The sequence below is a fragment of the Telluria sp. LT2P80 genome (assembly GCF_059685955.1).
On the sequence record NZ_JCASIO010000006.1, the window covers coordinates 109,997 to 134,811 of the forward strand.

The following is a 24,815-nucleotide window of genomic DNA, read 5'->3' on the forward strand; positions in this document are numbered from 1 at the left end:
GTCAGGCGCCCAAGAACAATTTATAGACGGGATTGCTGCTTTCGTCCCAGTAACGGTAACCGAGCGATGCCAGGAATTGCCGGAACTCGGCCATTTCGGTCGGCGGCACTTGCAGCCCCACGAGAATGCGGCCCACATCGCCGCCCTGGTTGCGGTAGTGAAACAGCGAGATATTCCAGTTCGGCGCCATGCTGTCCAGGAAGCGCATCAGCGCGCCCGGCCGTTCAGGGAACTCGAAACGATACAGCAATTCATCGTGGGCCAGCGAACTTTTGCCGCCCACCAGATGGCGGATATGCAGCTTGGCCAGCTCGTCGCCGGTCAGGTCAAGCGTCTTGTAGCCATGCTCTTCGAACGTGCGCGCCAGCAGTCCGGATTCGCTGCGGCTGCCCACCTGCACGCCAACGAACACATGGGCTTCGCTGGCATCGCTGATGCGGTAATTGAATTCGGTCACGTTGCGTGGCCCGACCAGGCCGCAGAAGCGGCGGAAGCTCCCGCGCTGCTCGGGCACGGTCACGGCAAACACGGCTTCGCGCGACTCGCCCAGTTCGGCGCGCTCGGCAACGAAGCGCAGGCGGTCGAAGTTCATGTTGGCGCCGCAGGCCACGGCCACCAGCGTTTCACCCTTGACCGGCTCGCGGTCCATCTGCGAGCGCTCGATGTATGCCTTGGCGCCGGCGATGGCCAGCGCGCCGGCCGGCTCGAGAATGCTGCGCGTGTCCTGGAACACGTCCTGGATCGCGGCGCAGATCGCGTCGGTGTCGACCAGGATGATCTCGTCGACCACCATCTGGGCGACGCGGAAGGTTTCTTCGCCCACCAGGCGCACCGCGGTGCCGTCGGAAAACAGGCCGACATCGTTCAGCGTGACACGGTGGCCGGCCTTCAGGCTGCGCGCCATCGCGTCCGAATCGAGCGTCTGCACGCCGATGATCTTGATGTCAGGGCGAATTTCCTTGACGTAGGCGCCGATGCCCGCGATCAGGCCGCCGCCGCCGATGGCGACGAAGATCGCGTGGATCGGGCCGGAATGCTGGCGCAGGATTTCCATGCCGATCGTGCCCTGGCCGGCGATCACGTCCGGATCGTCGAACGGGTGCACGAAGGTCATGCGCTGTTCTTTTTCCAGCAGCAGGGCGTGGTTGTAGGCGTCGGTGTACGAGTCGCCGTGCAGCACGATCTCGACGCTGGCGCCGCCGCGCGCCTTGACGGCGTCGATCTTGACGCCCGGCGTGGTCGTGGGCATCACGATCAGCGCGCGGCAGCCGAGACGACAGGCCGACAGGGCCACGCCCTGGGCATGGTTGCCGGCCGAGGCACAGATCACGCCGCGGGCGCGCTGCTCGGGCGTCAGGTTGGCCATCTTGTTGTAGGCGCCGCGCAGCTTGAAGCTGAACACGCTCTGCATGTCCTCGCGCTTGAAATAGATGCGGTTACCCATGCGAGCGGACAGCGTGGGCGCCAGATCGAGGGGCGTTTGTTCGGCGACGTCATAGACGCGCGCGGTCAGGATTTTTTTGAGATAGTCGGTAGTCATGGTCGAAACACAAGGGTCAGGCCAATGCGGCTGGCGGGACGGACGACGCAAACTGTTCCGCTAGGGTGGGTGACCGTGGCGCGCAGTACGATACGGCGCGCTGGGTGACAGGCGATCGTATCGTGTCGTGACGAAAGTTCCGGACCATTATAATGGACGCCTATTTCCCTCGCCTAAGCTCGCATGATCGAAACCGCTGTCCAATGGCTGCTTGACCTCGTTGCGGCGCCGACGGTTGGGCTGACCTCCGTCTTCATCATCAGTTTTATTTCCGCCACGCTGCTGCCGCTCGGTTCCGAGCCGGCCGTGTTTGCGGTGATCAAGGCCAATCCCGCATTGTTCTGGCCGGCGATCCTGGTCGCGACCATTGGCAATACGCTGGGCGGCGCGGTCGATTACTTCCTTGGCTACCGCGCCAAGGTGGCGTTTGCCAAAGAGCGCCAGAGCCGCTGGTTCGGCTGGCTCAAGCGTTACGGCGCCAAGACGATGTTGCTGTCGTGGCTGCCGGGGGTGGGCGATCCGCTGTGCACGCTGGCCGGCTGGCTGCACCTGCCGTTCTGGCCGAGCCTGATGTATATGGCGATCGGCAAGTTCGCGCGCTACCTGACCATGACGCTGGCGCTGCTGTACGTGCCGGACAGTTTCTGGAAGTCGCTCGGCGACATGCTGACGCGTATTACGGGCTAAGACCCAGGGAGTTTGCCATGCTTGAACTGCGTCCCACCTGCGAACATTGCAATGTCGCGCTGCCACCTTCGTCGGAACAGGCGCGCATCTGCTCGTATGAATGCACGTTTTGCGCCACCTGTGTCGATACCATTTTGCTGAACGTGTGCCCGATCTGCGGCGGCGGCTTCGCACCGCGGCCGATCCGGCCCGCACATGACCACAAGAATGGCAATTACCTGGCCAATGACCCGGCCGGCACGACGATAAAACACCGTCCCATCGATCCGGCCGCGCACGCCGCGTTCGCCGCGCCGCTCAAGGACATCCCGCCGGCGCAGCGCTGACTGCCTGCGCCATCAATTCAAGGACTCCGGCATGACCGACCGCGTTCCCGTACCCCTCGCCAAAGCCTACCGCCTGATGAACCATGGGCCGACGGTTTTGGTATCGACGCGCCACGGCGACGCCGTCAATGTGATGGCGGCCGCCTGGTCGATGCCGCTCGACTTCGATCCGCCCAAGGTGGCGGTGGTGATCGACAAGAACACACTCACCCGCAGCATGATCGAGGCATCCGGCGAATTCGCGCTGAACATACCGTCGCGCGAACTGGCGCGCCTGACCCTGCAGGTGGGTTCGACGTCGGGCCGCGACGTGGACAAGTTTGCAGCCTTCGGCGCCGGCGCCTGGACCGGCGAACAGGTCGGCGCGCCGCTGCTCGACGGCTGCCTGGCCTGGCTCGAGTGCCGCGTACTCCCCGAACCGCACATCCAGGACACGTATGACCTGTTCCTGGGCGAGGTCGTGGCGGCCTGGGCGGATCCGGCGGTGTTTGCCGATGGGCACTGGAATATGGCGGCAGGTGGAAAGAAGAGCATCCATTATGTGGCTGGTGGGCATTTCTTCGAAACCGGTGAGGCGTTCGAGGTGCCGGACATGACGCGATAACGGTGCAAACCAGGCCGGACGACATATGTCATTCGCGGCGTCGTGCTTGATAAATACCGTGTGCCCGCGCCTGTGGGTGAATAATGTTTGCATATCCGACACAGTATGAATATTTTGTTGCGTCGGACGCAACGGCGGATGGGGCCGCCCCAAGCGTGGTGCAACGCAATACGATAGAATGAACGTCCTTCGGGCCTGTCCGACTGTCGACGAGTATTCATGAACGCCCCCGCACACATCCATACCCTGCTAGCCGATAACGCCCCCGCGCGCCTGCGCGAGATTCCGTACAACTACACCTCGTTCTCGGATCGCGAAATCGTGATCCGGCTGCTCGGTGAGTCGTCGTGGGAGTTGCTTGACAGCTTGCGCGGCGCCCGCCAGACCGGCCGCTCGGCGCGCATGCTGTACGAGGTGCTGGGCGACATCTGGGTCGTGCGGCGCAATCCGTACCTGCAGGACGACATGCTGGACAACCCGAAGCGCCGGGCCAACCTGATCGAGGCGCTGCACCACCGCCTGGCTGAAGTCGACAAGCGCCGCACCACGGTCGACGCCCAGGATGACGGCGACCCGGCCGTGGCCGCAACGCGCAGCCGCGCCGTCGAGCAGTTGCTGGCGGCCGCGCGCCGCGCGGTCGACGACTTCGGTCGCGAATTCTCCGAGACGTACGACCTGCGCAAGCGCGCGTTGAAGGTGCTGGGCGCCTACACCGACAAGCGCAATATCCGCTTCGACGGCATGCACCGCATCTCGCACGTGACCGACGCCACCGACTGGCGCGTCGAGTACCCGTTCCTGGTGCTGGTGCCCGACACCGAAGACGAAATGGCCGGCCTGGTCAAGGGCTGCATCGAACTGGGTCTGACGATCATCCCGCGCGGCGGCGGCACCGGCTACACGGGCGGCGCGATTCCGCTCACGCCCATGTCGGCCGTGATCAACACCGAAAAACTGATCGGGATCGGCGAAGTCGAAATGACCGCCATGCCGGGCCTGGACCGCGAGTACGCGACCATCCACACCTATGCAGGCGTGGTCACGCAGCGTGTGTCGCAGGCGGCCGAGAAGGCCGGCTTCGTGTTCGCGGTCGATCCGACGTCGGCGCACGCATCCTGCGTGGGCGGCAATATCGCGATGAACGCGGGCGGCAAGAAGGCCGTGTTGTGGGGCACTGCGCTCGACAACCTGGCCTCGTGGCGCATGGTCGACCCCAACGGCGACTGGCTCGATGTCACGCGTATCGCCCACAACCTGGGCAAGATCCACGATGCGCCGCAGGCTGAATTCTTGCTGGAATGGACGCACCCGTCGGTCAAGGGCGCACCGAAAGGCGCGCCGTTCCGCACCGAGACCCTGACCATCGACGGCAAGCGCTTTCGCAAGGAAGGCCTGGGCAAGGACGTTACCGACAAATTCCTTTCCGGCCTGCCGGGCATCCAGAAAGAGGGCACCGATGGCCTGATCACGTCGGGCCGCTGGATCCTGCACAAGATGCCGAAGTTCACGCGTACCGTGGCCCTCGAATTCTTTGGCCAGGCGCGCGATGCGATTCCGTCGATCGTCGAGATCACGAATTACCTCAACGGCTTGCCGAAGAACGGCGACCCGGCGTTTTCCACGCTGCGCCTGGCCGGCCTGGAACACCTGGACGAGCGCTATCTGCGCGCGGTCGGTTATGCCACCAAGTCCAAACGCGGCGTGCTGCCGAAGATGGCGCTGTTCGGCGACATCGTCGGCGACGACGAAAACGCGGTGGCGCTGGCTGCCTCCGAAGTCGTGCGCATCGCGAATACCCGCGTGGGCGAAGGCTTTGTCGCCGTCAGCCCCGAAGCGCGCAAGAAATTCTGGCTCGACCGCGCCCGCACGGCGGCCATCGCGCGCCACACCAACGCCTTCAAGATCAATGAAGACGTGGTCATTCCGCTGCCGCGCATGGGCGAATACACCGACGGCATCGAGCGCATCAACGTCGAGTTGTCGATCAAGAACAAGCTGCAGCTGGCTGACGGCCTGCGCAACTACCTGGCGAGCGACCATCTGCCGCTGGCCAAGAGCGATGACGCGAGCAGCGGCGAAGGCGTCGAGCGCGACGAAATCATGGGCGACCGCCCGCTGCAGGCGCGCGCGCTGGTCGACCTGGTGACCAAACGCTGGAGCTTCATCCTGGCCAATCTCGACATGCCGCTGCCAGAGGCGCGTGAGCAGCTCGAATCGCTCGGGCTCGACCATTTGTCGGCCACCTTCGATGCGCGCCTGGCGATCCAGCCCGATGCACGCCTGTTCGACCTGGTGCAGGACCACACGGTGCGCATCTCCTGGAAGCAGGAGCTTCGTTCCCCGCTGCGCCAGATCTTCAACGGCAGCGCCTACACCTGCATCCTCGACGAGAGCACGGCGATCCACAAGCGCATCCTGCGTTCGCGCGTATTCGTCGCGCTGCACATGCACGCCGGCGACGGTAACGTCCACACCAATCTGCCGGTGAACTCGGACGACTACGACATGCTGCAGGATGCGCACAAGGCGGTCGAGCGCATCATGAAGCTGGCGCGCTCGCTCGACGGCGTGATCTCGGGCGAACACGGGATCGGCATCACCAAGCTCGAATTCCTGAAGGACGAAGAAATCCAGGAATTCCGCGACTACAAGATCCGCGTCGATCCGGAAGGGCGCTTCAACAAGGGCAAGCTGCTCAATCTGGAAGGCGCCCACGCCGACCTGCGCAACGCGTACACGCCGTCGTTCGGCCTGATGGGCCACGAGTCGCTGATCATGCAGCAAAGCGATATCGGCGAGATCGCCCACAGCATCAAGGACTGCCTGCGCTGCGGCAAGTGCAAGCCCGTCTGCACGACCCACGTGCCGCAGGCGAACCTGCTGTATTCGCCACGCGACAAGATCCTGGCCACGTCGGCGCTGATTGAAGCGTTCCTGTACGAAGAGCAGACCCGCCGCGGCGTCTCGATCCGGCACTGGGAAGAGTTCGAGGACGTCTCGGACCACTGCACCGTGTGCCACAAGTGCGTCACGCCATGCCCGGTGAATATCGACTTCGGCGACGTGTCGATGAACATGCGTAACCTGCTGCGCAAGATGGACAAGCGCAGCTTCAAGCCGGCCAATCGCGCGGCGATGTTCTTCCTGAATGCCACCGACCCGACCACCATCAATGCCACGCGCAAGGTGATGGTCGACTTCGGCTTCAAGGCGCAGCGCTTCGGCAACCGCATGCTCAAGGGCTTTGCCAAGCCGCAGCTGGCCGCGCCCGCGCCGACCACCGGCAAGGCGCCCGTGCGCGAGCAGGTCATCCACTTCATCAACAAGAAGATGCCGGGGAACCTGCCCAAGAAAACGGCGCGCGCCTTGCTCGACATCGAGGACGACAAGATCGTCCCGATCATCCGCAACCCCAAGAAGACCAATGCCGATACCGAGGCCGTGTTCTACTTCCCTGGCTGCGGGTCGGAGCGCCTGTTCTCGCAGGTGGGCCTGGCCACGCAGGCGATGCTGTGGGAAGTGGGCGTGCAGACCGTGCTGCCACCGGGTTACCTGTGCTGCGGTTATCCGCAGCGCGGCGCCGGCCAGTTCGACAAGGCCGAGAAGATGGTGACGGACAACCGTGTGCTGTTCCACCGGATGGCCAACACGCTCAACTACCTGGACATCAAGACGGTGCTGGTCTCGTGCGGCACCTGCTACGACCAGTTGGCAACGTACCAGTTCGAGAAGATCTTCCCGGGCTGCCGCATCATGGACATCCATGAATACCTGCTCGAAAAAGGCGTCAAGCTCGAAGGCGTGAACGGCACCCGCTACATGTACCACGAGCCGTGCCACACGCCGATGAAGCTGCAGGATTCGATCAAGACGGTCAACGCGCTGGTGTCGACGGTGGACAACGTGAAGATCGAAAAGAACGACCGCTGCTGCGGCGAGTCGGGCACGTTTGCCGTCTCGCGGCCGGACATCGCGACCCAGGTCCGTTCGCGCAAGGAAGGCGAGATGGTCAAGGGCGCCGACAAGCTGCGTGAAGATGGCTTCAAGGGCGACGTCAAGATCCTGACCAGCTGCCCGTCGTGCCTGCAGGGCCTGAGCCGCTACAACGACGACTCGGGCACCACGGCCGACTACATCGTCGTCGAAATCGCCAAGCACCTGCTGGGCGAGAACTGGCTGCCCGAGTATGTTGCACGCGCCAATGCGGGCGGCATCGAGCGGGTGCTGGTATGACGGCGCTGCGCGAACCGGGTTGCGAGCTGTGCGACCTGACGCTGCCTGCTGTCTGGGCCGGCGAGAAGTTCAGCGTCATCGTGGTCGACGACGCCAGCTATCCCGGCTTTTGCCGCGTGATCTGGCACGACCATGTGCGCGAAATGAGCGACCTGTCGGCGGACGATCGCTTCTTGATCAACGATGCCGTGTTCCAGGTGGAAACGGCGGTGCGCGAGGTGATGCAGCCATTGAAGGTCAATGTGGCCAGCCTCGGCAACGTGGTGCCGCACCTGCACTGGCACATCATCCCGCGCTACGCCGACGATGCGCACTTCCCGGCGCCCGTATGGGCACAGGCGGTGCGCGCGACAGAACCTGCTATCCTCGCGGCGCGTCGTGCGCTGCACGATCAATTGGGCGCTGCCATCGCGCGCCGTTTTTCCTGACATAGAGAGTGTTATGCCCCATCCAACTGAATTGACTGTCCACCAGAAATCGCGCGTGCTCGACGTCGCCTACGACGACGGCAGCGCCTTTTCGCTCCCGTTCGAATATCTGCGCGTGTATTCGCCATCGGCCGAAGTGAAGGGCCACGGCCCGGGCCAGGAAGTGCTGCAACTTGGCAAGCGCGAAGTCGGCATCGCCGACGTCGAGCAGGTCGGCAACTACGCGATCAAGCCAACCTTTTCGGACGGCCACGATACCGGCATCTTCAGCTGGGATTATCTGTATGAGCTGGGCCGCAGTCAGGAATCGCTGTGGAAGCAGTACGTGGCGCGCCTGCAGGCGGCCGGCTACGACGAACAGAGCGGCCGCGCGCCGGTGACGCAGTTCGCAGAAGTGGCGGCGGCGAAGTCGGGTGGCGGTGGCTGCGGCTCGGGTAGCTGCGGCTGCAAGTGATTTAACGCATGGCGTCAGTCGCGGCCGCTGTCGGTGGCCGTCGACATCAGGCAGGCGCCACAGCTGGTGGCATGTCCGTCAAAAGCCACCGGGACGCCGTTGATCGTCACGGCAGCGAACAGCCGGGGTCAGGTCTGACATTCAGAACAGCCGGGGTCAGGTCTGACATTCAGACACGACCTCAGCCTTAACTAGGTCAATAGTGTCCGAACAGCCGGAGAACAGCCGGGGTCAGGTCTGACATTCAGACACGACCTCAGCCTTAACTAGGTCGGATAGCAGGGAACAGCCGGGGTCAGGTCTGACATTCAGACACGACCTCAGCCTTAACCAGGTCGAATAGTGTCCTGCACAGCATTAGCGTGGCCCGGTCCCAGCCAGGTCCAACTGCCCGACTGTCGAGATCGTGTCCGAATGTCAGACCTGACCCCCGCTTTTTTGACCCCAGCTTTTCAGTCGCCACAAAGACAAAGAGCACATCCGAAGATGTGCTCTTTTGCGTTGCTTGCCCGCCGTAGCGGGCCAGCGGACCTTAAGCTTGTGGCTGGATGTTCGAAGCCTGCTTGCCTTTAGGACCGGTGGTGACGTCGAACGTCACGCGCTGGTTTTCTTGCAGCGACTTGAAGCCGTTGGCGTTGATCGCCGAGAAGTGCGCGAACAGATCTTCGCCGCCGCCGTCAGGCGTGATGAAACCGAAACCTTTTGCGTCATTGAACCACTTAACAATGCCAGTCGCCATTTTTATTCCCTCAAAAATTAATTTTACGTTGATGCCCTGTTTGCGTACCTAGGACAAAAACCAGGGTGACGCCTTACATTGCGAATCTGATTATAGGGCAAACTCTTAAATTGGAAGCAAGATTTTTCAATCGTCTCCGTATTTACCACAAGTCATCCCCCCTGCATGACCGATTTCAGGAATAAATTTCTGGTTAGAAAGTCATTGGCAAACGCAGCGTCAGCGTCACATCCGGCGTGTCACGCGTGACGCCGGCACCGACGGCGATGTTGAGTGAACGTTTCGGGCTCAGGCGGTAGGAGTACCCCAGCAGCAGGGTGCCCAGCTGTGTACGCACCGAGCCGATCGAGGTCGCGCCGTTCTGACGCATGCGTCCGATCGTGCTGTGGTCGTAGCCCAGGCTCAGCGACGCCTTGTCGTTGAGCGCCAGGCCCATCCCGAAGTTAAAGCCCAGCACGGCGCCCGGTTGCAGCGAGCCGAGCGGTTCGCGTTCGCCATTGCGCACCAGACGCGTCACGTCGTCGCGCTTGAAGTTGTGCACGTAGCTCAGGTTGCCGAAGAAGACGGCCGGATCGGATGGATACAGCCACGTCAGCGTGGCTTGCAGCGAGTGGAAGCCCGAGCCGGTGGGCAGGTCCAGCGGCAGGCCGGTGCCGGTGACGTTCTCGCCGATGCAGCGGCGGTCGCAATCGGTGACCACTTCGAACGGATCGCGGCCAGTGCGGCTCTTGTAGCGCAGGCCGGCAATGTAATAGCCTTTGTCGGCGCCGCCGTTGTTGAGCTGGTAGCGGCCGGCGACTTCGACGTCGCCCATGCCCTTGCCGGTCGTATCGAACACGCGCTCGACTGCCGTACCGGTGAAGATTTCCCGGCTGACGGTAGCGTCGGAGCGATACACGTACGGCACCTTGACCTCGACTTCCATCCGGTTGCTGATGCCGGTGCGGCCGGTGATCGCAGTGGTGAAGGTGTTGCGTTTGATTTCACGCACGTCCACCAGGCCAATCAGCAGCGCGGGAATCACCGTGTAGCCGACCAGCGCCACGCGGTTGCTCGACGAGTAGCCATATTGCATCGATGGCTCGAGCACATAGGTGCCAGGCGCCGTAAGCACGCCCGGCTGGTCGCCGATCGGTGCGACTTCCGGCGGCCGGTTCGGTTGCTGGCGGGTGTTTTGTGCCTGCGCCGGCGCGGCGGGCTGGGCCGGTGCCGGGGCGGGTACGCCGGGCTGGTCAGGGCGCTGCTGGGGTGGCAGCGGCGCCGGTACGCCCGTGACCGCGGGCGGCAACACGGGCGGCTCGGCCACCGGCGCCTGGCCGCTCATCGAGCCGCCCATGCCGCGCTGCTGCGACAGCAGTACGCCATCGGCCGGCGTCCCCATGCGCTGCAATTGCTCGCGCTGCGCCTGCACTTCCAGCAGCAGGCGATTGACCAGCGCGCGTTGTTGCGCCAGTTCGTCCTTCAACTGCGACAGTTCGCTATGGGATGGCTGTGCGCCATTGTTCGACAGGGGGACACCTTGTTGAGCGAGTGCAGGCGGCGCCAGAAGGGCCGCCGCCAGGCCCGCAGCGCCGAGCCGCGCGACGTGTGGATACATCCAGATTCTCCAGAGTTATTGTTGGTGGTGTTGAACATTCATAGTCCGCCCGGCGAACGTATGACGGCGTCACGGATCGTCGACTGGAAATTGATGTCCTTGATCAGCGACATGCTGTTGACGGTCGACGAAATGGTGGTCGCCGTGCGGATATCCTGGCCGCTGAGCGTGTTCTGGACCAGCGTCGCACCATTGGGCAGGTTGAGGTCGGCAGCGGCATAGTTATTGCCGCCGATCTGGATCATCCGCGCCGCGCCCAGCGCGTCCTGGGTCAGGCGCGCCTGCTCGGCCGTCATGGCTGCCAGATCGGGGATCGCGATATTCGTGCGTGCCATGATTTCGCCGTTGACCGACACGACACGCTCGATACCGAGTGACAGCGCCAGGCCGCCGGCCACTTCGAAGCCGCCACGGGCGGCGTCCAGCGTGGCGGCGGCGACCGGCTTGCCAAGCACCGGTACGACCGGCTCGGTGGCCTTGGCGAACGGCAGGGCGCCCATAAACAGGCTCAGCAGGCTCAGCAGGCCCGGCAGGGCAGTGTGCAAAGGGAAGGTTGGAAAGCGCATGGTGTGTCCCTGTTAAAAATCGCCCGGCCCGAACTTGGGCAGGGTCGCGCTGAGCTGGTCCTGATGCATGCCGGTGCCCAACGGCGCACGCGGCGCGCCGCGCCAGTCTTCCGGTGTATTGAAGGCAACCTGATCCTTGTGGCTATGGATCACGAACAGGATCTTGTTGCGCCAGATTTCCTGGAACCGTTCCATGCTCACGACGCGGTTGCCGGTGGACGGGTCGCCAATCAGGATGCGGCCGTCTTCGGCGCCCTTGATGACCACGAAATGGTTGAAGCCGCGGTCGGTGATCAGGACGATGGCCGGCAGTTTTTCGGCGATCAGTTTTTCAATGGGCAGCTTGAAGCCGTCGGCACGAAAGCCGCGCGTGGCGAGAAAGCGCTGCATGTCGAGCAGCGAAAAACCTTCTTTGTGAATCTTGGTCTTGTCGCCGCTGGCGTACATCTGCTGGAACACGTCCTGTTCGGGCGTGGGCGTCTGGTAGTGGTGTGACAGCAAGGTGGCCAGCGCGGCGGCGCCGCAGCTGTAGTCATATTGCTGGCGCAGCGTGCGCTGGAATTTGATGTCCTTGAGACTGGTCACCGGCACGTTGACACGCCCGACGCCGGCCAGGTCCAGCGCCTTCGCACTGTTCGGCGCAAGCAGGGCGCCGCACAGTGCGATGAACAGCATCAAGTGAGAGCCTGGTGTCATGCTCATTGCAATTGCAGGTTGATGACGGTCGCGTTCTGGATCAGGACGTTCGCGCCGGAATTCTGGATCACGACTGGCAAGCCCGAGGAATTGGCGAACGAACCGCCGCTGATCACGTTCATGCCGGTGGTCACGTTGGTGGCCGTGTTGTTGCCGACCGTGCCGCCCAGCGTCGCTTCGGTGGTGATGATGTCGGTGCCGCCGCGCAGGTCGCCCAGGACAGCGGCGTCGGTGGTCTTGCCCCAACCGCTCGCGAGATCGTCGCCAGGGGGCGGCGCCACGTTCACTGTCGACAAAAAGCTCACTACCACCGGCAATCTGGCCGGCTCGGTGATCTGTGCTGCCGCTGGCAGAGCAGCGCCTGCCGTCAGCAAGAGAAATCCAATCTGGTGTAGTTGTTTCATGATGCCTCGCTCGAAAGGACCGCCATGCGGGCAAAGCGCCGCATGGCGGGAGTGCAGGGCGCGCAGCGTGACTGCTGCGTGTCCTGCACCCATTGCCTGATTACTGGCCTGCGCCGCCGACGTTCATGTTCGACTGCACGTTGACGCTTTGCTGGATCAGCGAGGAGAAGCCGTTGTTCTGGCTGATGATCGAGATGCCGGCTGCCGACTGGGCGATGTTGTTCATCGAGTTCGACATGTCGAACGAGCCCGAGCTGACGTTGTTGGTGCCGCCATTGCCGCCCATGCCGGCGCCGCCGAAGCCGCCGGTACCTGCACCAGCCGTCATTTCGCCGCCCGAACCGCCTGCGCCGGACGTGGTTGCACCACCAGCGCCGCCGCTGCCGCCAGCGCCCGAGTTTGCGTCACCCGAAGTGGCCGAGCCGCCCGTGGCCGAACCGCCCGTGGCCGCGCCGCCCGCACCGCTGGCGCCGGTCGAGGCGGTCGCTTCTGCGCCCGAACCGCCCATGCCGCCTGCGCCCGCCGTGCCGCCCTGGCCCGCGCCACCAGCGCCACCGGTGCCGGTCGCACCGTTGCCGCCCATGCCAGCCGTGCCTGCTGCGCCCGAGCCGCCGGCGCCTGCCGTGCCGGTGGCGCCTGCGCCGCCCGTGCCGGCCAGTGCCGCGCCGGCGCCGCCGGTGCCGCCGGTCGAAGCGCCACCTGCTGCGCCGCTACCCGAGGTATTGGACGATGCGGCACCCGAGCCGCCCGCGCCGCCGGCTGAACCGGCACCGCCTGCACCCGCCATCGAGTCGCCTGCGCCATTGGTGCTGGCGCCGCTGGTTGGGCTGCCGGCCGTGCTGGTGCCACCGGTATTGGTCGATGCGCCGCTGGCGCCGCCGGCTGCTGCCGGATCGCTGCCCGGTGTGCCGCCGGCACCCGTCGTTGCCATGGCGTCGCCGATGCTGGCGCCGCCGCCGCTGGCGCCGTTCGAGGCCGTCAGGCTCGAACCGGCCGAGGTGCCACCCATGCCGCCTGCGCCGCCCGAGCCGCCTGCACCGCCTGCGCCGCCCCATGCCGAACCGGTATTGCCACCCGCGCCGCCTGCGCCACCCGTGGCAGCGCCGGTGCCACCGCCATTGCCGCCAGCCAGCGAGCCGGTCGAGCCGCCTGCGCCGCCGGTGGCTGCACCGCCTTCTGCGCCCGAGCCGCCATTGGCCCCGCCGCCCATTGCACCCGCGCCGCCTGTGCCGGCGCCGCCTGCAGCGCCGTTGCCGCCGGCAGCGTAGCCACCCATCGCGCCGGATGCACCGGCGCCGCCTGTGGCGCCTGCAGCGCCCGTCGAGCCGCCGGCGCCGCCGGCAGCATTACCGACGCTCGATGAGCCCGTCGAGGCCGTACCAGCAGCAGCGTAGCCGCCTGCGCCACCTGACGCGCCTGCTGCGCCCGAGGCTGCGCCGCCGGCTGCGCCGGTGCCGTTGGCACCACCGCCATTGCCCACGCCGCCTGCGGCGCCCGAACCGGATGCGCCGTTGGCACCGCCCGTGTTCTGTGCAGTGTTGCCGATGTTGCTGATGGTGTTGCCGCTGACATTGCCGGTCAGCGCGCTGGTCGAGGTTGCCGACGAGGTGTTGAACGAGTTCGCCACCGACGAGCTGGCGCTGCCGCCGTTGTTGGCTGCTGCGGCGCCGGCCACTTCGGCACTGGCGTCACCCGAGCTGTTGTTCTGGCCCGAGCTGTCCTGGCTGCTGTCGCTGTTGCTGGTGGTCGTGGAGGTGGTGGTTGTCGTGTCGTTGCTGTCGATCTGCATGTTGCGCGTGTCGGACTGATTGCTGGTCTGGCTGTTGCTGTTGTTCGTTGTGTTGTTCGTGACGCGGTTGTCCGAGTTGTCCACCTGGTTGTTGGCGGTGCTCGTGTTGGTGGTAGTGTTGGTGTTCGTGTTCGTGTTGGTGCGCTGGCTGTTGTCGGTCTGCGTGTTGGTGTTGGTGGCCGTATTGGTATTCGTGTTCGTGCTGTTACTGGTGGCCGTATTGTTGCTGTCGTTCTGGCTGTTGTTGGTGTTTGTGCTGGTGTTCGTGTTGGTATTGGTGTTGGTTGCCGTGTTGTTGCTGTCGGCCTGGCTGTTGTTGGTATTGGTCGCGACATTGTTGCTGTCGGTCTGGCTATTGTTGGTATTGGTGTTGGTGTTGGTCGCAACGTTGTTGCTGTTCGCCTGGCTGTTGTCGGTATTGGTGGTGTTGGTCGTCGCAGTGTTATTGCTGTTGCTGGAGTCCGTCAGCGTGCTGCTGTCCGTGTTGGTCGTATTGGTGATCGCCGACGTTTGGGTATTGCCGCCACGGACGTCGTTCACGGTGTTCTCTTGGGCGTGGGCCATGCTGAAAGCCAGGGCGATCGCGGTTGCCAGGATAGTGCGCTTCATTATTGCTCCCCTAATATCACGGTTTAAGTATCCCGAGGTCTCGTGACGCCCGGTCCACTTCGGTATTAGCAGGTCTTGTGCCAGCACAGACCGCTTGAGCAAGTCTTTGATTTTGTAGGACTAATTTGATGAGCTCGCAAGCCCGATCGCAGAACGATGAAGTACACCAATAGCCGAATCGACAAGTGTCTCGATCATGTGACACTGTTGCAGAATTGATCAAGAAACTGTATCAATTTGCAACCGCCAGACCCGGTTTACAGAGTGAACGGGGCACATCAACGTGCTGCCTCTTGGCAAGCACGCTGCATAAAAACCCTGTGAATTCAAGGAGAAACGCGGTAGGACGGGGCCGACGCGGGGCAAAGCATGCGGCCTACACCGAAATCTCGTGCTTGGCCATCAGGCGATACAGCGTCATGCGCGATACACCCAGTTCGCGCGCCGCCCGGCTGATGTTATTGCCGCTGCGGGCGAGGCTTTCGCCAATGGCCACGCGTTCGGCGCTCAGGCGCGATGTGCCCAGGCCGACGCCGTTCGGGCAGATGGGGCCGACGCCCGGCAAATCGAGGTCTTCCGGCATCACGAGGCGATGCTCGGCCAATACCATGGCGCGGCGCACGCGGTTGATCAGCTCGCGGACATTGCCGGGCCAGTCGTAGCGCGTCATGGCCTGCAAGGCTTCGCGGCTCACGCCCTTGAGTTGCGGGCTGCGTTCACTGGCAAACTTGTTGAAGATGAGATCGGTCAGCAGCGGCAAGTCTTCCTTGCGTTCCCGCAGCGCCGGAACGCGGATCGGGAACACGCTGAGGCGGTAGTACAAGTCTTCACGGAAGCGGCCTTCGGCCACGGCCTGGGGCAGGTCGACGTGGGTGGCGGTGATCACGCGTGCATCGACCGCGACGGTGCGCGTGCCGCCGACCCGGTAGATCACGCGCTCTTGCAGGAAACGCAGCAAGCTTGCCTGCAGGTCCAGTGGCAGGTCGCCGATCTCGTCGAGGAAAATGCTGCCGCCCGATGCTGCTTCGAGCAGGCCCTGCTTGTCACGCATGGCGCCGGTGAAGGCGCCCCGTTCATGGCCGAACAGTTCCGAGTGAATCAGCGCCGGCGCCATGGCTGCGCAATTGATGGCAATGAACGGGCCGGTGGCGCGTGGAGAACGCAGGTGAATTTCCTGTGCAGCCAGCTCCTTGCCGCTGCCGCTTTCACCGCAGATCAGGACCGGCGCATCGACGGCGGCGATCTTGTCGATGTGCGAGCGCAGGCGGGCGATTGCGGCCGAGGTGCCATCGATGTGGCTTACGCGCAGTGCGCCCTCGTGCGGCGCCGGCCGCGCAGCCATGCTCGCCATGCCGTGGGCGTGGCCCAGCGAGTGCTGCAGCCGCAGCGTGTCGACGGGCAGCGTATGAAAGTCGACCAGATGCGCCGCAATCAGTTCGCGCAGGGCCGGCTGGACGAGGCGGTGCGCTTCGAAGAGGCCAACCCAGCGCATATGGTGGTGCTGATGCAGGAAACGTTCGAGCTCGGCATCGTCTGCGCCGTCGCTGCTGTCGAGCAGCAGCCCCACGCCGTAGTGTTGCTGGGACAAGACCTTGCGCGCTGCGGTCAGATGCTCGACCACGCAGACATCCCAGCCGGGCAGAGCGCCATGGCAGGCGCGGGCGTGCGCACTGCCTTCACGCGTAATGCAGATAAGACGTTTTACAGGCACCGGTATCCTCATCAGACTGGTTGGCACCCGCTACGCTGTGATGCATCCCGGCACACCATGGGACCATGCAACGTCGATGGGCGCAACGACCGGCACTTGCCGGCTGAAACATCGTGTTAATTAAACCAAAATTGTCGCAAGCATGGCGCACAACTGTTGATAAAAATCTAATGAGAAATGCAATATTGAATCAAACGTTTGATTTTTCGCATAACTATTTGAAAATAGAGTTTGTTTGTTGCTAATGATCTTAGTCGCGCTGAGCGGCTTGGAAAAGAGGCACGTGCGATGATTCTGGCCTAATTGCACGCTATCGGGCAGATGCGTTGTGGGTAACCAACAAGCGTAAAAAGTTGAATCCAACCGGACACAAGGCACGTAATCGGCCTTGCGAGCGCCCCCGTGGAACCCATTGGTGACAGCCAGCTCAGCAGCGCGGCCCTCCTGCCGGGTCCTTGTATAATGTGGCAACCCCCAACCTGCATGCCACTATGACAAACACCACCCACTTCGGCTACAAGACCGTCGCCGAGGACCAGAAGGTCCAGGAAGTCGCCAAGGTCTTCCACTCGGTCGCCGCGAAGTACGATGTCATGAACGATCTGATGTCGGCCGGCCTGCACCGCGCCTGGAAGCTGTTCACGATCGCGCAGGCGGGCGTGCGGCCCGGCTTCAAGGTGCTCGATATCGCCGGCGGCACGGGCGACCTGGCCAAGGCCTTCGCAAAGCAGGCCGGCAAGACAGGCGAAGTCTGGCTCACCGACATCAACGAGTCGATGCTGCGCGTTGGCCGTGACCGTCTCTTGAATAAAGGACTTGTCACCCCAACCATGTTGTGTAATGCCGAAAAGTTGCCGTTCCCGGACAATTACTTTGATCGGGTCAGCGTCGCCTTCGGCCTGCGCAATATGACGCACAAGGATCAGGCCCTGGCCGAGATGCGCCGCGTGCTCAAGCCGGGCGGTAAATTGCTGGTGCTTGAGTTCTCGAAAGTGATCGCGCCACTGCAAAAGCCGTATGACGTGTATTCGTTCTCGGTACTGCCGTGGCTGGGCCAGCGGATTGCCGGCGATGCCGAAAGCTATCGCTACCTGGCCGAATCGATCCGCATGCACCCCGATCAGGACACCCTGAAGGGCATGCTGGAAGACGCAGGACTGGAGCGGGTCCAGTATTTCAACCTGACGGCGGGTGTGGCCGCTTTGCACACCGGTATCAAGCTGTAGTTTTAACTGATGTTCCAATAAAGGACGGAGACAATGAAAAAATTCCTGGTCACGACGCTCCTCGCAGTCACCGCATTCTCGATGGTGGCCGAGGCCTACGCACGCCCGATGGGTGGCAAGCGCTCGGTCGGCCGCCAGTCGCAGGCCGTGCGCCAGATGCCGGCCCCGGCGCCGGCGCCCGCCCAGAACATGCAGCGCCAGACCCCGAACCAGGCCGCGCCAGCTGCGGCCGGCGCTGGCGCCGCGGGCGCGGCAGCTGCCGCCAAGAAACCAAGCATGATGCGCAACATCCTTGGCGGCGCGCTGCTGGGCCTTGGCCTTGGCATGCTGCTGTCGCACCTGGGAATTGGCGGCGCCATGGCCAGCATCATCGCGGGTATCCTGATGTTCGCGCTGTTCGGCCTCGTCATCCTGTTCCTGGTGCGCATGTTCCGCCGCAAGGACACGCCGGCCAATCCATCCGCAGCCGGTTTCAGCGGCGGCTTCAAGCCGCAAGCGGCCGGTGGCGTTGGCACACCTGAAATCGGTTCGGGCCTGCGTCCACAGCCCACCGCATTCCAGGGCGGCGTTGCGCTGGAAAAGGACCGCGGCGGCCTGAATGCAGCGAATTTCGGCAATGCCGCTACCCCGGCAGCGCACCAGCAATGGGGCGTGCCGGCCGACTTCGACAGCGAGAGCTTCCTGCGTCACGCAAAGTCGTCGTTCATCCGCATGCAGGCAGCCTGGGATCGTGGCGATGCCAACGATCTGCGCGAATTCACGTCGCCCGAAGTCTTCGCTGAACTCAAGCTGCAGATCCAGGAACGCGGCGCGGTCGCTGACTTCACCGACGTCGTCAATGTCGATGCGCAGTTGCTGGGCATCGAGCAGACGGCCACCGATTACCTGGCGAGCGTGCAGTTCAACGCCATGATCCGCAGCGCGAAAGACGCATTGCCAGAGCCGTTCGTCGAGGTCTGGAACATGTCCAAGCCGCTGTCGGGCGCGGGTGGCTGGGTGCTGGCTGGCATTCAGCAGCCGAACTAAGTACGCCGCAGGCGAACCGGAATTATTTTGTTTGCCGATTCCGTAACACCGGGTGCATGCCCGGCGAACTGGTAAGATCAAAACCGCCCGAATCACTCCGGGCGGTTTTGTTTTTTGAGGGTAGTCCCGCCATGTTTCCGAATCTTCCATCCCTGTCGACCTTGTCACCCCAGCATGCGCTGAGCGTGCCTGCCGTTGCCGCGATCAATCACCTGCTGGCCCAGGAAGCCTGGGCCCGGGCCGCGCTCGCGCGCCATGTCGGCAAGCAGGCATGCATCGATGCCGGCGTGGCCCAGCTGCGCGTACTGGTGGCGCCTGACGGCCTGTTCGAGGCCAGCCAGGATGCAGCGCCAGCCAACGTCACCATCCGCATCAAGCCGGCCGACCTGCCGCTGATCGCGCAAGACCGCACGCGCGCGCTGTCGTACGTGAAGATCGAGGGCGATGCCGAATTTGCCAACGTGATTTCGCAACTGGCCAACGGCCTGCGCTGGGATGCCGAATACGACCTCGAGCGCGTGGTCGGGCCGGTCGCCGCCTACCGCCTGCATCAGGGCGCGCGCCGCACCGTCAGTGGCCTGGGCGAAGCAGGGCGCCGCCTGGCCGAGAACCTCGCTGAATTCCTGGCTGACGAGCGGCCAGTGCTGGTGCGGCCGGTCCAGCGCGACGCCTTTGCCGCCGATGTCGTGCGCCTGCGCGACGACGTCGAGCGCAGCGCCAAGCGCATCGCGCGGCTCGAGCAGGCGCTGGCCCAGCGCAGCGCCGCCAAACCTTCTTCCACCTTTGCTGTAAGCGCAGACCAGAATCCGGATCGTCGATGATATTGAAATTCCTGCGCCTGCTGCGCATTCTCACCGTCTTTACCAAGTACGGCCTGGACGAAATCGCCGTCACCAGCATCAACGCTCCGCGCACCGCGCGCCTGATGAACACGTTCTTCTTCTGGCGCACGATCACGTCGCCGCGCGCCGTGCGGCTGCGCCAGGCGCTCGAAGAACTGGGCCCGATCTTCGTGAAATTCGGCCAGGTGCTCTCGACCCGGCGCGACCTGGTGCCGCCCGATATCGCCGATGAACTGGCCATGCTGCAGGATCGGGTGCCACCATTCGGCTCCGACCTGGCGGTGGCGCAGATCACGCGTTCGCTCGGCACCCATCCCGACCAGCTGTTCGCCCACTTCGAGCGCGAGCCGATCGCCTCGGCGTCGATCGCCCAGGTGCACTTCGCCACGCTCAAGAACGGCAAGGAAGTCGCCGTCAAGGTGCTGCGTCCGGGCATGAAGAAGCTGATCGACGAGGACATGGCGCTGATGCGCATGGCTGCGAACCTGATCGAAAAGGTCTGGAGCGAGGCGCGGCGCCTGAAGCCGCGCGAAGTCGTCGCCGAATTCGACAAATACCTGCACGACGAGCTCGACCTGATGCGCGAGGCCGCCAACGCCAGCCAGCTGCGCCGCAACTTTGCCGATTCGACGCTGCTGATGGTGCCTGAGATGTACTGGGACTATTGCTCTAGCAGCGTGATCGTCATGGAGCGCATGCACGGCTTGCCGGTGTCGCAGATCGATCGCCTGGCCGCCGCCGGCGTCGACCTCAAGAAGCTGTCGCGCGATGGCGTGGAGATTTTCTTCACGCAGGTATTCCGTGACGGTTTCTTCCACGCCGACATGCACCCCGGGAATATCCTGGTCTCGACCGCGCCCGAAACGCTGGGCCGTTACATCGCGCTCGACTTCGGCATCGTCGGCACGCTGACCGACTTCGACAAGGATTACCTGTCGCAGAACTTCCTGGCCTTCTTCCAGCGTGACTACAAGCGCGTGGCCGAAGCCCACATCGAATCGGGCTGGGCGCCGCCGAGCACGCGCGTGGACGAACTCGAAGCGGCCGTGCGTGCCTGCTGCGAACCGATCTTCGACCGGCCCCTGAAAGACATCTCGTTCGGCCAGATCCTGCTGCGCCTGTTCCAGACCTCGCGCCGCTTCAATGTCGAAGTGCAGCCACAACTGGTGCTGCTGCAAAAGACGCTGCTCAACATCGAAGGCCTGGGCCGCCAGCTTGACCCGGACCTGGACTTGTGGAAGACGGCCAAGCCGTACCTGGAGCGCTGGATGGCCGAGCAGGTGGGCTGGCAGGGGCTGGTCGAGCGCCTGAAGGCCGAAGCGCCGCGCTATGCCCAGATCTTCCCGCAACTGCCGCGCCTCGTGCACCAGGCGCTGGAGCGCGAGTCGAAAGGCCACCATCCGCACATCGCCAACAGCGAGATGATGGCGATGCTGGTGGTGGAACAGCGCCGCACCAATCGCATGCTGACGTTCCTGACCTTGCTCGCGACGGGCGCCTGCACCGCGCTGGCGGCGCTGTACTTCCTCTGACGCGCGCCCAAGAAAAAAGCCCGCGTGAGCGGGCTTGATAAGCTGTGTTCTTTTATGGGCTGCGCTGATACGAACATCTCGCAGCCTTCTGTTTCTTGTGTTCTCGCAGTGGCAGAGCTTTCCTGCGACCAACATCCGGTAAAGAAGCCGTATTAAATCACCGATGCTGAGCACGAGCAAACAGTTCGCCTGTTGACGTGGTGAAAAACAACACGACGCTGCTGCCATTTGCCGAATGCGGCGCTGTCGTGTACCCGGGCCGCCGCAATGCCGTAAATGCTGCGGCAAAAGCTTTATAATTCAGGGTTTTGAAGATTTTTGCGGAGCACCAGAATGCCGATTTATGCCTATCGCTGCGAAGAATGCGGTTTTTCCAAAGATGTACTGCAAAAGATATCGGATCCGGTCCTGACCGTTTGCCCGTCCTGCGCCAAGCCATCGTTCAAGAAGCAGGTGACTGCGGCCGGTTTCCAGCTCAAGGGCTCGGGCTGGTACGTGACCGATTTCCGTGGCGGCACGCCGCCTGCCACCGGTACGGCCGCGGGCACGGGCACGGGCGACGCAGGCGCAGCGGCCGCGCCGGCTGCCGCAGCTGCACCGGCCACGCCAGCGCCTGCCGCACCTGCCACGGGCAGCAGCGGTGGCAACAGCGGTGGCAGCACCAGCGGTGGCGGCGACAAGAGCAGCACCTGAGCCCGGCGCGTCCCTGCGCCGCGCCAACAAGAATAACGGGATATCCGATGCGTAAATATTTCATCACCGGCCTGCTGGTGCTGGTGCCCCTGGCAATCACCGCCTGGGTCCTGAGCCTGATCATCAGCACGCTCGACCAGTCGCTGATGTTCGTGCCGGCCGCCTGGCAGCCGCGCCAGTTCATCGGCATGGACGTGCCGGGCATCGGCGCGGTGCTGACGCTGGCGATCGTGTTCGTCACGGGCCTGCTGACCAACAACCTGGTCGGCAAGTACATCGTGCGCGTGGGTGAGCGCCTGCTCAAGCGCGTGCCGGTGGTCAGCTCGCTGTACGGCAGCGTCAAGCAGGTGTCCGACACGCTGTTCTCGTCGTCCGGCAATGCCTTCCGCCAGGCGGTGCTGATCCCGTATCCGCACGCCGACTCGTATACGATCGCGTTTCTGACCGGCGTGCCGGGCGGCGACGTGACCAACCACCTGGTGGGCGACTTCGTGAGCGTGTACGTGCCCACGACGCCAAACCCCACCTCGGGCTTTTTCCTGATGATGGAACGCAGCCGCGTGAAAGAACTCGACATGACCGTCGACGCGGCGCTCAAGTACATCGTCTCGATGGGCGTGGTCGCACCGAGCCACGTGCCGCTCGGCGCCGCCAATCCTGCGGCAGTCAAATAACGCATCACAGAATCTGGGCCGCCTGCGATGGCGGCGCCGACAAATCAATCAACCTGGAACGAAAACTATGTCCACCATGCGTACCAATTACTGCGGCCTCGTCACCGAGGAACTGCTGGGCCAAACCGTCAGCCTGTGCGGCTGGGTGCATCGCCGCCGCGACCACGGCGGGGTGATCTTCATCGACCTGCGCGACCGCGAAGGCCTGGTGCAGGTGGTCTGCCATCCGGACAACGCCGCCGTCTTCAAGGCAGCCGAGCACGTGCGTAATGAGTATTGCCTGCGCATCGTCGGCACCGTGACCAACCGTCTGGCCGGTACCGTCAACGCCAACCTGGCCTCGGGCAAGATCGAAGTCACCGCGACCGAAGTCGAAGTGCTCAACGCCTCGGTGCCGGTGCCGTTCCAGCTGGACGACGACAACCTGTCGGAAACCACCCGCCTGACGCACCGCGTGCTCGACCTGCGCCGCGGCCAGATGCAGCACAACCTGAAGCTGCGCTACAAGGTGTCGATGGAAGTGCGCAAGTACCTCGACAACCTGGGCTTCATCGACATCGAAACCCCGATGCTGACCAAGTCGACCCCGGAAGGCGCGCGCGACTACCTGGTGCCGTCGCGTGTCAACGCGGGCAACTTCTTCGCGCTGCCGCAGTCGCCGCAGCTGTTCAAGCAGCTGCTGATGGTCGCCAACTTCGATCGCTACTACCAGATCACCAAGTGCTTCCGCGACGAAGACCTGCGCGCTGACCGCCAGCCTGAATTCACCCAGATCGACTGCGAAACCTCGTTCCTGACCGAACAAGAGATCCGCGACATGTTCGAAGAAATGATGCGCGTCGTGTTCAAGAACACGACCGGCATCGAACTGCCGAACCCGTTCCCGGTGATGGACTTCGCCACCGCGATGGCGATGTACGGTTCGGACAAGCCGGACATGCGCGTCAAGCTCGAATTCACCGAACTGACCGAGCTGATGAAGACGGTCGAGTTCAAGGTGTTCAACAGCGCCGCCAACCTGCCAAATGGCCGCGTGGTCGGCATGCGCGTGCCGCAGGGCGGCTCGATGCCACGTTCGGAAATCGACGCGTACACCCAGTTCGTCGCGATCTACGGCGCCCGTGGCCTGGCCTATATCAAGGTCAACGAGAAAGCCAAGGGCCGTGACGGCCTGCAGTCGCCAATCGTCAAGAACCTGTCCGACGAAGTATTGGCGCAGGTGCTGGAACTGACGGGCGCACAGGACGGCGACTTGATCTTCTTCGGCGCCGACAAGGCCAAGGTCGTCAACGATGCCCTGGGCGCGCTGCGCGTGAAGATCGGTCACTCGGAATTCGGCAAGAAAGCCGGCCTGTTCGACGACGTCTGGTCGCCGCTGTGGGTCATCGATTTCCCGATGTTCGAGTACGACGAAGACGGCGATCGCTGGACCGCGACCCACCACCCGTTCACGGCCCCGAAAGACGGCCACGAAGACATGCTCGAGACCAATCCGGGCGCCTGCATCGCCAAGGCCTACGACATGGTCCTGAACGGCTGGGAGCTGGGCGGCGGTTCGATCCGTATCCACCGCGAAGAAGTCCAGAGCAAGGTGTTCCGCGCGCTGAAGATCGACGCCGAAGAAGCCCAGCTCAAGTTTGGCTTCCTGCTGGATGCGCTGCAATACGGCGCGCCACCGCACGGTGGCCTGGCCTTCGGCCTGGATCGCCTGATCACGCTGATGACCGGCTCCGAGTCGATCCGCGACGTGATCGCGTTCCCGAAAACGCAGCGCGCGCAGTGCTTGCTGACCAATGCACCGTCCGAAGTCGACGAGAAGCAATTGAAAGAGCTGCACATCCGCCTGCGTAACGAGCCAAAGGTCGCGTAATGGCGGGCGGGGGAGGTGGCCTGGCTGCCAACCCCGCTCTTCCTGTCATGGAAGCCTACAAGATCCCTGAATCGGTGCTGGTCGTCATCCACACGTCTGACCTGGACGTGCTGGTGATCGAGCGCGCCGGTCAGCCGGGCTTCTGGCAATCGGTTACCGGCTCGCTCGACCGGCTCGACGAGCCGCTGCTGGAAACGGCAGCGCGCGAACTGTTCGAAGAAACCGGCATCCGGGCCGACGGGAAGCAGATCGCCCTGTGTGACTGGCAGTTAGCCAATATCTACGAGATCTATCCTCTCTGGCGCCACCGCTACGCCCCCGGCGTTATGCAGAACACCGAGCATGTGTTTTCTGTCTGCGTGCCGCGCGACATCCCCATCATCCTCAGTCCACGCGAGCACATTGCCCACGCCTGGCTGCCTTACCTGGAAGCAGCTGATCGATGCTTTTCGGCCTCGAATGCCGAAGCCATCCTGCAACTGCCACGCCAGCTCGCCTCTGATCCTCAAAGCAAATAAAACTTCTTAAAAGAAGCATATTTGCAGTAAATCATCATTGAATATCGCTCA

23 protein-coding genes are annotated in these 24,815 nt (G+C 63.5%); 14 read left to right on the forward strand and 9 right to left on the reverse strand.

Features of this window, described 5'->3' with window-relative positions; all coding sequences use genetic code 11:
• Nucleotide 1: 1 nt before the first annotated feature.
• Nucleotides 2–1,540: a threonine ammonia-lyase, biosynthetic gene (ilvA, locus tag AC56LW_RS16385; RefSeq protein ID WP_499500542.1), complete on the reverse strand. Its 1,539-nt coding sequence runs from the start codon at nucleotides 1,538–1,540 to the stop codon at nucleotides 2–4.
• A gap of 183 nt (nucleotides 1,541–1,723) precedes the next feature.
• On the opposite strand from ilvA, the gene AC56LW_RS16390 reads away from it, so the two are divergent.
• From AC56LW_RS16390 to AC56LW_RS16415, 6 genes are all read left to right on the forward strand, one after another.
• Nucleotides 1,724–2,227 carry a YqaA family protein gene (locus AC56LW_RS16390; protein WP_258837230.1) on the forward strand — a complete coding sequence of 168 codons (504 nt, stop codon included), beginning with the start codon at nucleotides 1,724–1,726 and terminating at the stop codon, nucleotides 2,225–2,227.
• Between the two features lie 17 nt (nucleotides 2,228–2,244).
• A complete protein-coding gene (locus tag AC56LW_RS16395; RefSeq protein ID WP_499636052.1) occupies nucleotides 2,245–2,553 on the forward strand; it encodes a DUF1272 domain-containing protein in 309 nt (102 codons plus the stop codon).
• 31 nt (nucleotides 2,554–2,584) lie between these two features.
• On the forward strand, nucleotides 2,585–3,157 hold the full coding sequence (locus AC56LW_RS16400; RefSeq protein WP_499636055.1) for a flavin reductase family protein: 573 nt from the start codon (nucleotides 2,585–2,587) through the stop codon (nucleotides 3,155–3,157).
• A gap of 219 nt (nucleotides 3,158–3,376) precedes the next feature.
• Nucleotides 3,377–7,390, forward strand: coding sequence for a DUF3683 domain-containing protein (locus tag AC56LW_RS16405; RefSeq protein ID WP_499636058.1), 4,014 nt, complete (start codon nucleotides 3,377–3,379; stop codon nucleotides 7,388–7,390).
• Complete coding sequence (locus AC56LW_RS16410) at nucleotides 7,387–7,818, forward strand: HIT family protein (RefSeq protein WP_499636061.1); 432 nt, start codon at nucleotides 7,387–7,389, stop codon at nucleotides 7,816–7,818. The genes AC56LW_RS16405 and AC56LW_RS16410 overlap by 4 nt, the downstream gene beginning before the upstream one ends.
• A 13-nt stretch (nucleotides 7,819–7,831) precedes the next feature.
• Nucleotides 7,832–8,272 (forward strand): gamma-butyrobetaine hydroxylase family protein, encoded by a 441-nt coding sequence (locus AC56LW_RS16415; protein WP_332530613.1) that lies wholly within the window; start codon nucleotides 7,832–7,834, stop codon nucleotides 8,270–8,272.
• A gap of 14 nt (nucleotides 8,273–8,286) precedes the next feature.
• Here the strand turns inward: AC56LW_RS16415 and AC56LW_RS16420 are convergent, their stop codons facing one another.
• The 8 genes from AC56LW_RS16420 to AC56LW_RS16455 all read right to left on the reverse strand — a co-directional run bounded on the left by AC56LW_RS16420 (nucleotide 8,287) and on the right by AC56LW_RS16455 (nucleotide 16,383).
• The gene (locus tag AC56LW_RS16420) at nucleotides 8,287–8,382 is read right to left on the reverse strand and encodes a PAAR domain-containing protein (protein WP_332530612.1); all 96 of its coding nucleotides are present in this window, start codon (nucleotides 8,380–8,382) and stop codon (nucleotides 8,287–8,289) included.
• Nucleotides 8,383–8,804: 422 nt separating this feature from the next.
• Entirely contained in the window at nucleotides 8,805–9,011 is a 207-nt protein-coding gene (locus AC56LW_RS16425; RefSeq protein WP_183554103.1) for a cold-shock protein, read from the reverse strand.
• Between the two features lie 193 nt (nucleotides 9,012–9,204).
• Nucleotides 9,205–10,608 (reverse strand): hypothetical protein, encoded by a 1,404-nt coding sequence (locus tag AC56LW_RS16430; protein WP_332530611.1) that lies wholly within the window; start codon nucleotides 10,606–10,608, stop codon nucleotides 9,205–9,207.
• A 38-nt stretch (nucleotides 10,609–10,646) separates the two neighbouring features.
• Complete coding sequence (locus tag AC56LW_RS16435; protein ID WP_499636068.1) at nucleotides 10,647–11,174, reverse strand: hypothetical protein; 528 nt, start codon at nucleotides 11,172–11,174, stop codon at nucleotides 10,647–10,649.
• Nucleotides 11,175–11,186: 12 nt separating this feature from the next.
• Nucleotides 11,187–11,870, reverse strand: coding sequence for a C39 family peptidase (locus AC56LW_RS16440; protein WP_332530609.1), 684 nt, complete (start codon nucleotides 11,868–11,870; stop codon nucleotides 11,187–11,189).
• Between the two features lie 2 nt (nucleotides 11,871–11,872).
• Nucleotides 11,873–12,274: a hypothetical protein gene (locus tag AC56LW_RS16445; RefSeq protein WP_499636072.1), complete on the reverse strand. Its 402-nt coding sequence runs from the start codon at nucleotides 12,272–12,274 to the stop codon at nucleotides 11,873–11,875.
• Nucleotides 12,275–12,374: 100 nt separating this feature from the next.
• Entirely contained in the window at nucleotides 12,375–14,672 is a 2,298-nt protein-coding gene (locus AC56LW_RS16450) for a hypothetical protein (RefSeq protein WP_499636075.1), read from the reverse strand.
• 376 nt (nucleotides 14,673–15,048) lie between these two features.
• Nucleotides 15,049–16,383, reverse strand: coding sequence for a sigma-54 dependent transcriptional regulator (locus tag AC56LW_RS16455; RefSeq protein WP_499636077.1), 1,335 nt, complete (start codon nucleotides 16,381–16,383; stop codon nucleotides 15,049–15,051).
• A gap of 491 nt (nucleotides 16,384–16,874) precedes the next feature.
• On the opposite strand from AC56LW_RS16455, the gene ubiE reads away from it, so the two are divergent.
• From ubiE to nudB, 8 genes are all read left to right on the forward strand, one after another.
• Entirely contained in the window at nucleotides 16,875–17,609 is a 735-nt protein-coding gene (gene ubiE, locus AC56LW_RS16460; protein ID WP_183554091.1) for a bifunctional demethylmenaquinone methyltransferase/2-methoxy-6-polyprenyl-1,4-benzoquinol methylase UbiE, read from the forward strand.
• Nucleotides 17,610–17,642: 33 nt separating this feature from the next.
• A complete protein-coding gene (locus AC56LW_RS16465) occupies nucleotides 17,643–18,635 on the forward strand; it encodes a Tim44 domain-containing protein (RefSeq protein WP_499636080.1) in 993 nt (330 codons plus the stop codon).
• Between the two features lie 131 nt (nucleotides 18,636–18,766).
• Complete coding sequence (locus AC56LW_RS16470; RefSeq protein WP_499636083.1) at nucleotides 18,767–19,456, forward strand: ubiquinone biosynthesis accessory factor UbiJ; 690 nt, start codon at nucleotides 18,767–18,769, stop codon at nucleotides 19,454–19,456.
• The gene (ubiB, locus tag AC56LW_RS16475; protein WP_332530603.1) at nucleotides 19,453–21,009 is read left to right on the forward strand and encodes a ubiquinone biosynthesis regulatory protein kinase UbiB; all 1,557 of its coding nucleotides are present in this window, start codon (nucleotides 19,453–19,455) and stop codon (nucleotides 21,007–21,009) included. The genes AC56LW_RS16470 and ubiB overlap by 4 nt, the downstream gene beginning before the upstream one ends.
• A gap of 333 nt (nucleotides 21,010–21,342) precedes the next feature.
• Nucleotides 21,343–21,702, forward strand: a complete 360-nt coding sequence (locus AC56LW_RS16480) for an FmdB family zinc ribbon protein (protein ID WP_499636087.1) — start codon at nucleotides 21,343–21,345, stop codon at nucleotides 21,700–21,702.
• A 47-nt stretch (nucleotides 21,703–21,749) separates the two neighbouring features.
• A complete protein-coding gene (locus AC56LW_RS16485; RefSeq protein WP_183554081.1) occupies nucleotides 21,750–22,376 on the forward strand; it encodes a DUF502 domain-containing protein in 627 nt (208 codons plus the stop codon).
• 67 nt (nucleotides 22,377–22,443) lie between these two features.
• The gene (gene aspS, locus AC56LW_RS16490; protein WP_332530601.1) at nucleotides 22,444–24,246 is read left to right on the forward strand and encodes an aspartate--tRNA ligase; all 1,803 of its coding nucleotides are present in this window, start codon (nucleotides 22,444–22,446) and stop codon (nucleotides 24,244–24,246) included.
• A gap of 47 nt (nucleotides 24,247–24,293) precedes the next feature.
• A complete protein-coding gene (gene nudB, locus AC56LW_RS16495) occupies nucleotides 24,294–24,764 on the forward strand; it encodes a dihydroneopterin triphosphate diphosphatase (protein ID WP_499636091.1) in 471 nt (156 codons plus the stop codon).
• The last annotated feature ends 51 nt before the right edge of the window (nucleotides 24,765–24,815 follow it).

What these genes read in the sequence shown, in the direction of transcription:
- AC56LW_RS16425 (WP_183554103.1), bottom strand. Translation starts at nt 9,011, where the DNA reads ATGGCGACTGGCATTGTTAAGTGGTTCAATGACGCAAAAGGTTTCGGT.
- aspS (WP_332530601.1), top strand. Translation starts at nt 22,444, where the DNA reads ATGTCCACCATGCGTACCAATTACTGCGGCCTCGTCACCGAGGAACTG.
- AC56LW_RS16395 (WP_499636052.1), top strand. Translation starts at nt 2,245, where the DNA reads ATGCTTGAACTGCGTCCCACCTGCGAACATTGCAATGTCGCGCTGCCA.
- AC56LW_RS16440 (WP_332530609.1), bottom strand. Translation starts at nt 11,870, where the DNA reads ATGACACCAGGCTCTCACTTGATGCTGTTCATCGCACTGTGCGGCGCC.
- ubiB (WP_332530603.1), top strand. Translation starts at nt 19,453, where the DNA reads ATGATATTGAAATTCCTGCGCCTGCTGCGCATTCTCACCGTCTTTACC.
- AC56LW_RS16405 (WP_499636058.1), top strand. Translation starts at nt 3,377, where the DNA reads ATGAACGCCCCCGCACACATCCATACCCTGCTAGCCGATAACGCCCCC.
- AC56LW_RS16470 (WP_499636083.1), top strand. Translation starts at nt 18,767, where the DNA reads ATGTTTCCGAATCTTCCATCCCTGTCGACCTTGTCACCCCAGCATGCG.
- AC56LW_RS16435 (WP_499636068.1), bottom strand. Translation starts at nt 11,174, where the DNA reads ATGCGCTTTCCAACCTTCCCTTTGCACACTGCCCTGCCGGGCCTGCTG.
- AC56LW_RS16465 (WP_499636080.1), top strand. Translation starts at nt 17,643, where the DNA reads ATGAAAAAATTCCTGGTCACGACGCTCCTCGCAGTCACCGCATTCTCG.
- ubiE (WP_183554091.1), top strand. Translation starts at nt 16,875, where the DNA reads ATGACAAACACCACCCACTTCGGCTACAAGACCGTCGCCGAGGACCAG.
- AC56LW_RS16415 (WP_332530613.1), top strand. Translation starts at nt 7,832, where the DNA reads ATGCCCCATCCAACTGAATTGACTGTCCACCAGAAATCGCGCGTGCTC.
- AC56LW_RS16480 (WP_499636087.1), top strand. Translation starts at nt 21,343, where the DNA reads ATGCCGATTTATGCCTATCGCTGCGAAGAATGCGGTTTTTCCAAAGAT.
- AC56LW_RS16400 (WP_499636055.1), top strand. Translation starts at nt 2,585, where the DNA reads ATGACCGACCGCGTTCCCGTACCCCTCGCCAAAGCCTACCGCCTGATG.
- AC56LW_RS16430 (WP_332530611.1), bottom strand. Translation starts at nt 10,608, where the DNA reads ATGTATCCACACGTCGCGCGGCTCGGCGCTGCGGGCCTGGCGGCGGCC.
- nudB (WP_499636091.1), top strand. Translation starts at nt 24,294, where the DNA reads ATGGAAGCCTACAAGATCCCTGAATCGGTGCTGGTCGTCATCCACACG.
- AC56LW_RS16485 (WP_183554081.1), top strand. Translation starts at nt 21,750, where the DNA reads ATGCGTAAATATTTCATCACCGGCCTGCTGGTGCTGGTGCCCCTGGCA.
- AC56LW_RS16450 (WP_499636075.1), bottom strand. Translation starts at nt 14,672, where the DNA reads ATGAAGCGCACTATCCTGGCAACCGCGATCGCCCTGGCTTTCAGCATG.
- ilvA (WP_499500542.1), bottom strand. Translation starts at nt 1,540, where the DNA reads ATGACTACCGACTATCTCAAAAAAATCCTGACCGCGCGCGTCTATGAC.
- AC56LW_RS16445 (WP_499636072.1), bottom strand. Translation starts at nt 12,274, where the DNA reads ATGAAACAACTACACCAGATTGGATTTCTCTTGCTGACGGCAGGCGCT.
- AC56LW_RS16390 (WP_258837230.1), top strand. Translation starts at nt 1,724, where the DNA reads ATGATCGAAACCGCTGTCCAATGGCTGCTTGACCTCGTTGCGGCGCCG.
- AC56LW_RS16410 (WP_499636061.1), top strand. Translation starts at nt 7,387, where the DNA reads ATGACGGCGCTGCGCGAACCGGGTTGCGAGCTGTGCGACCTGACGCTG.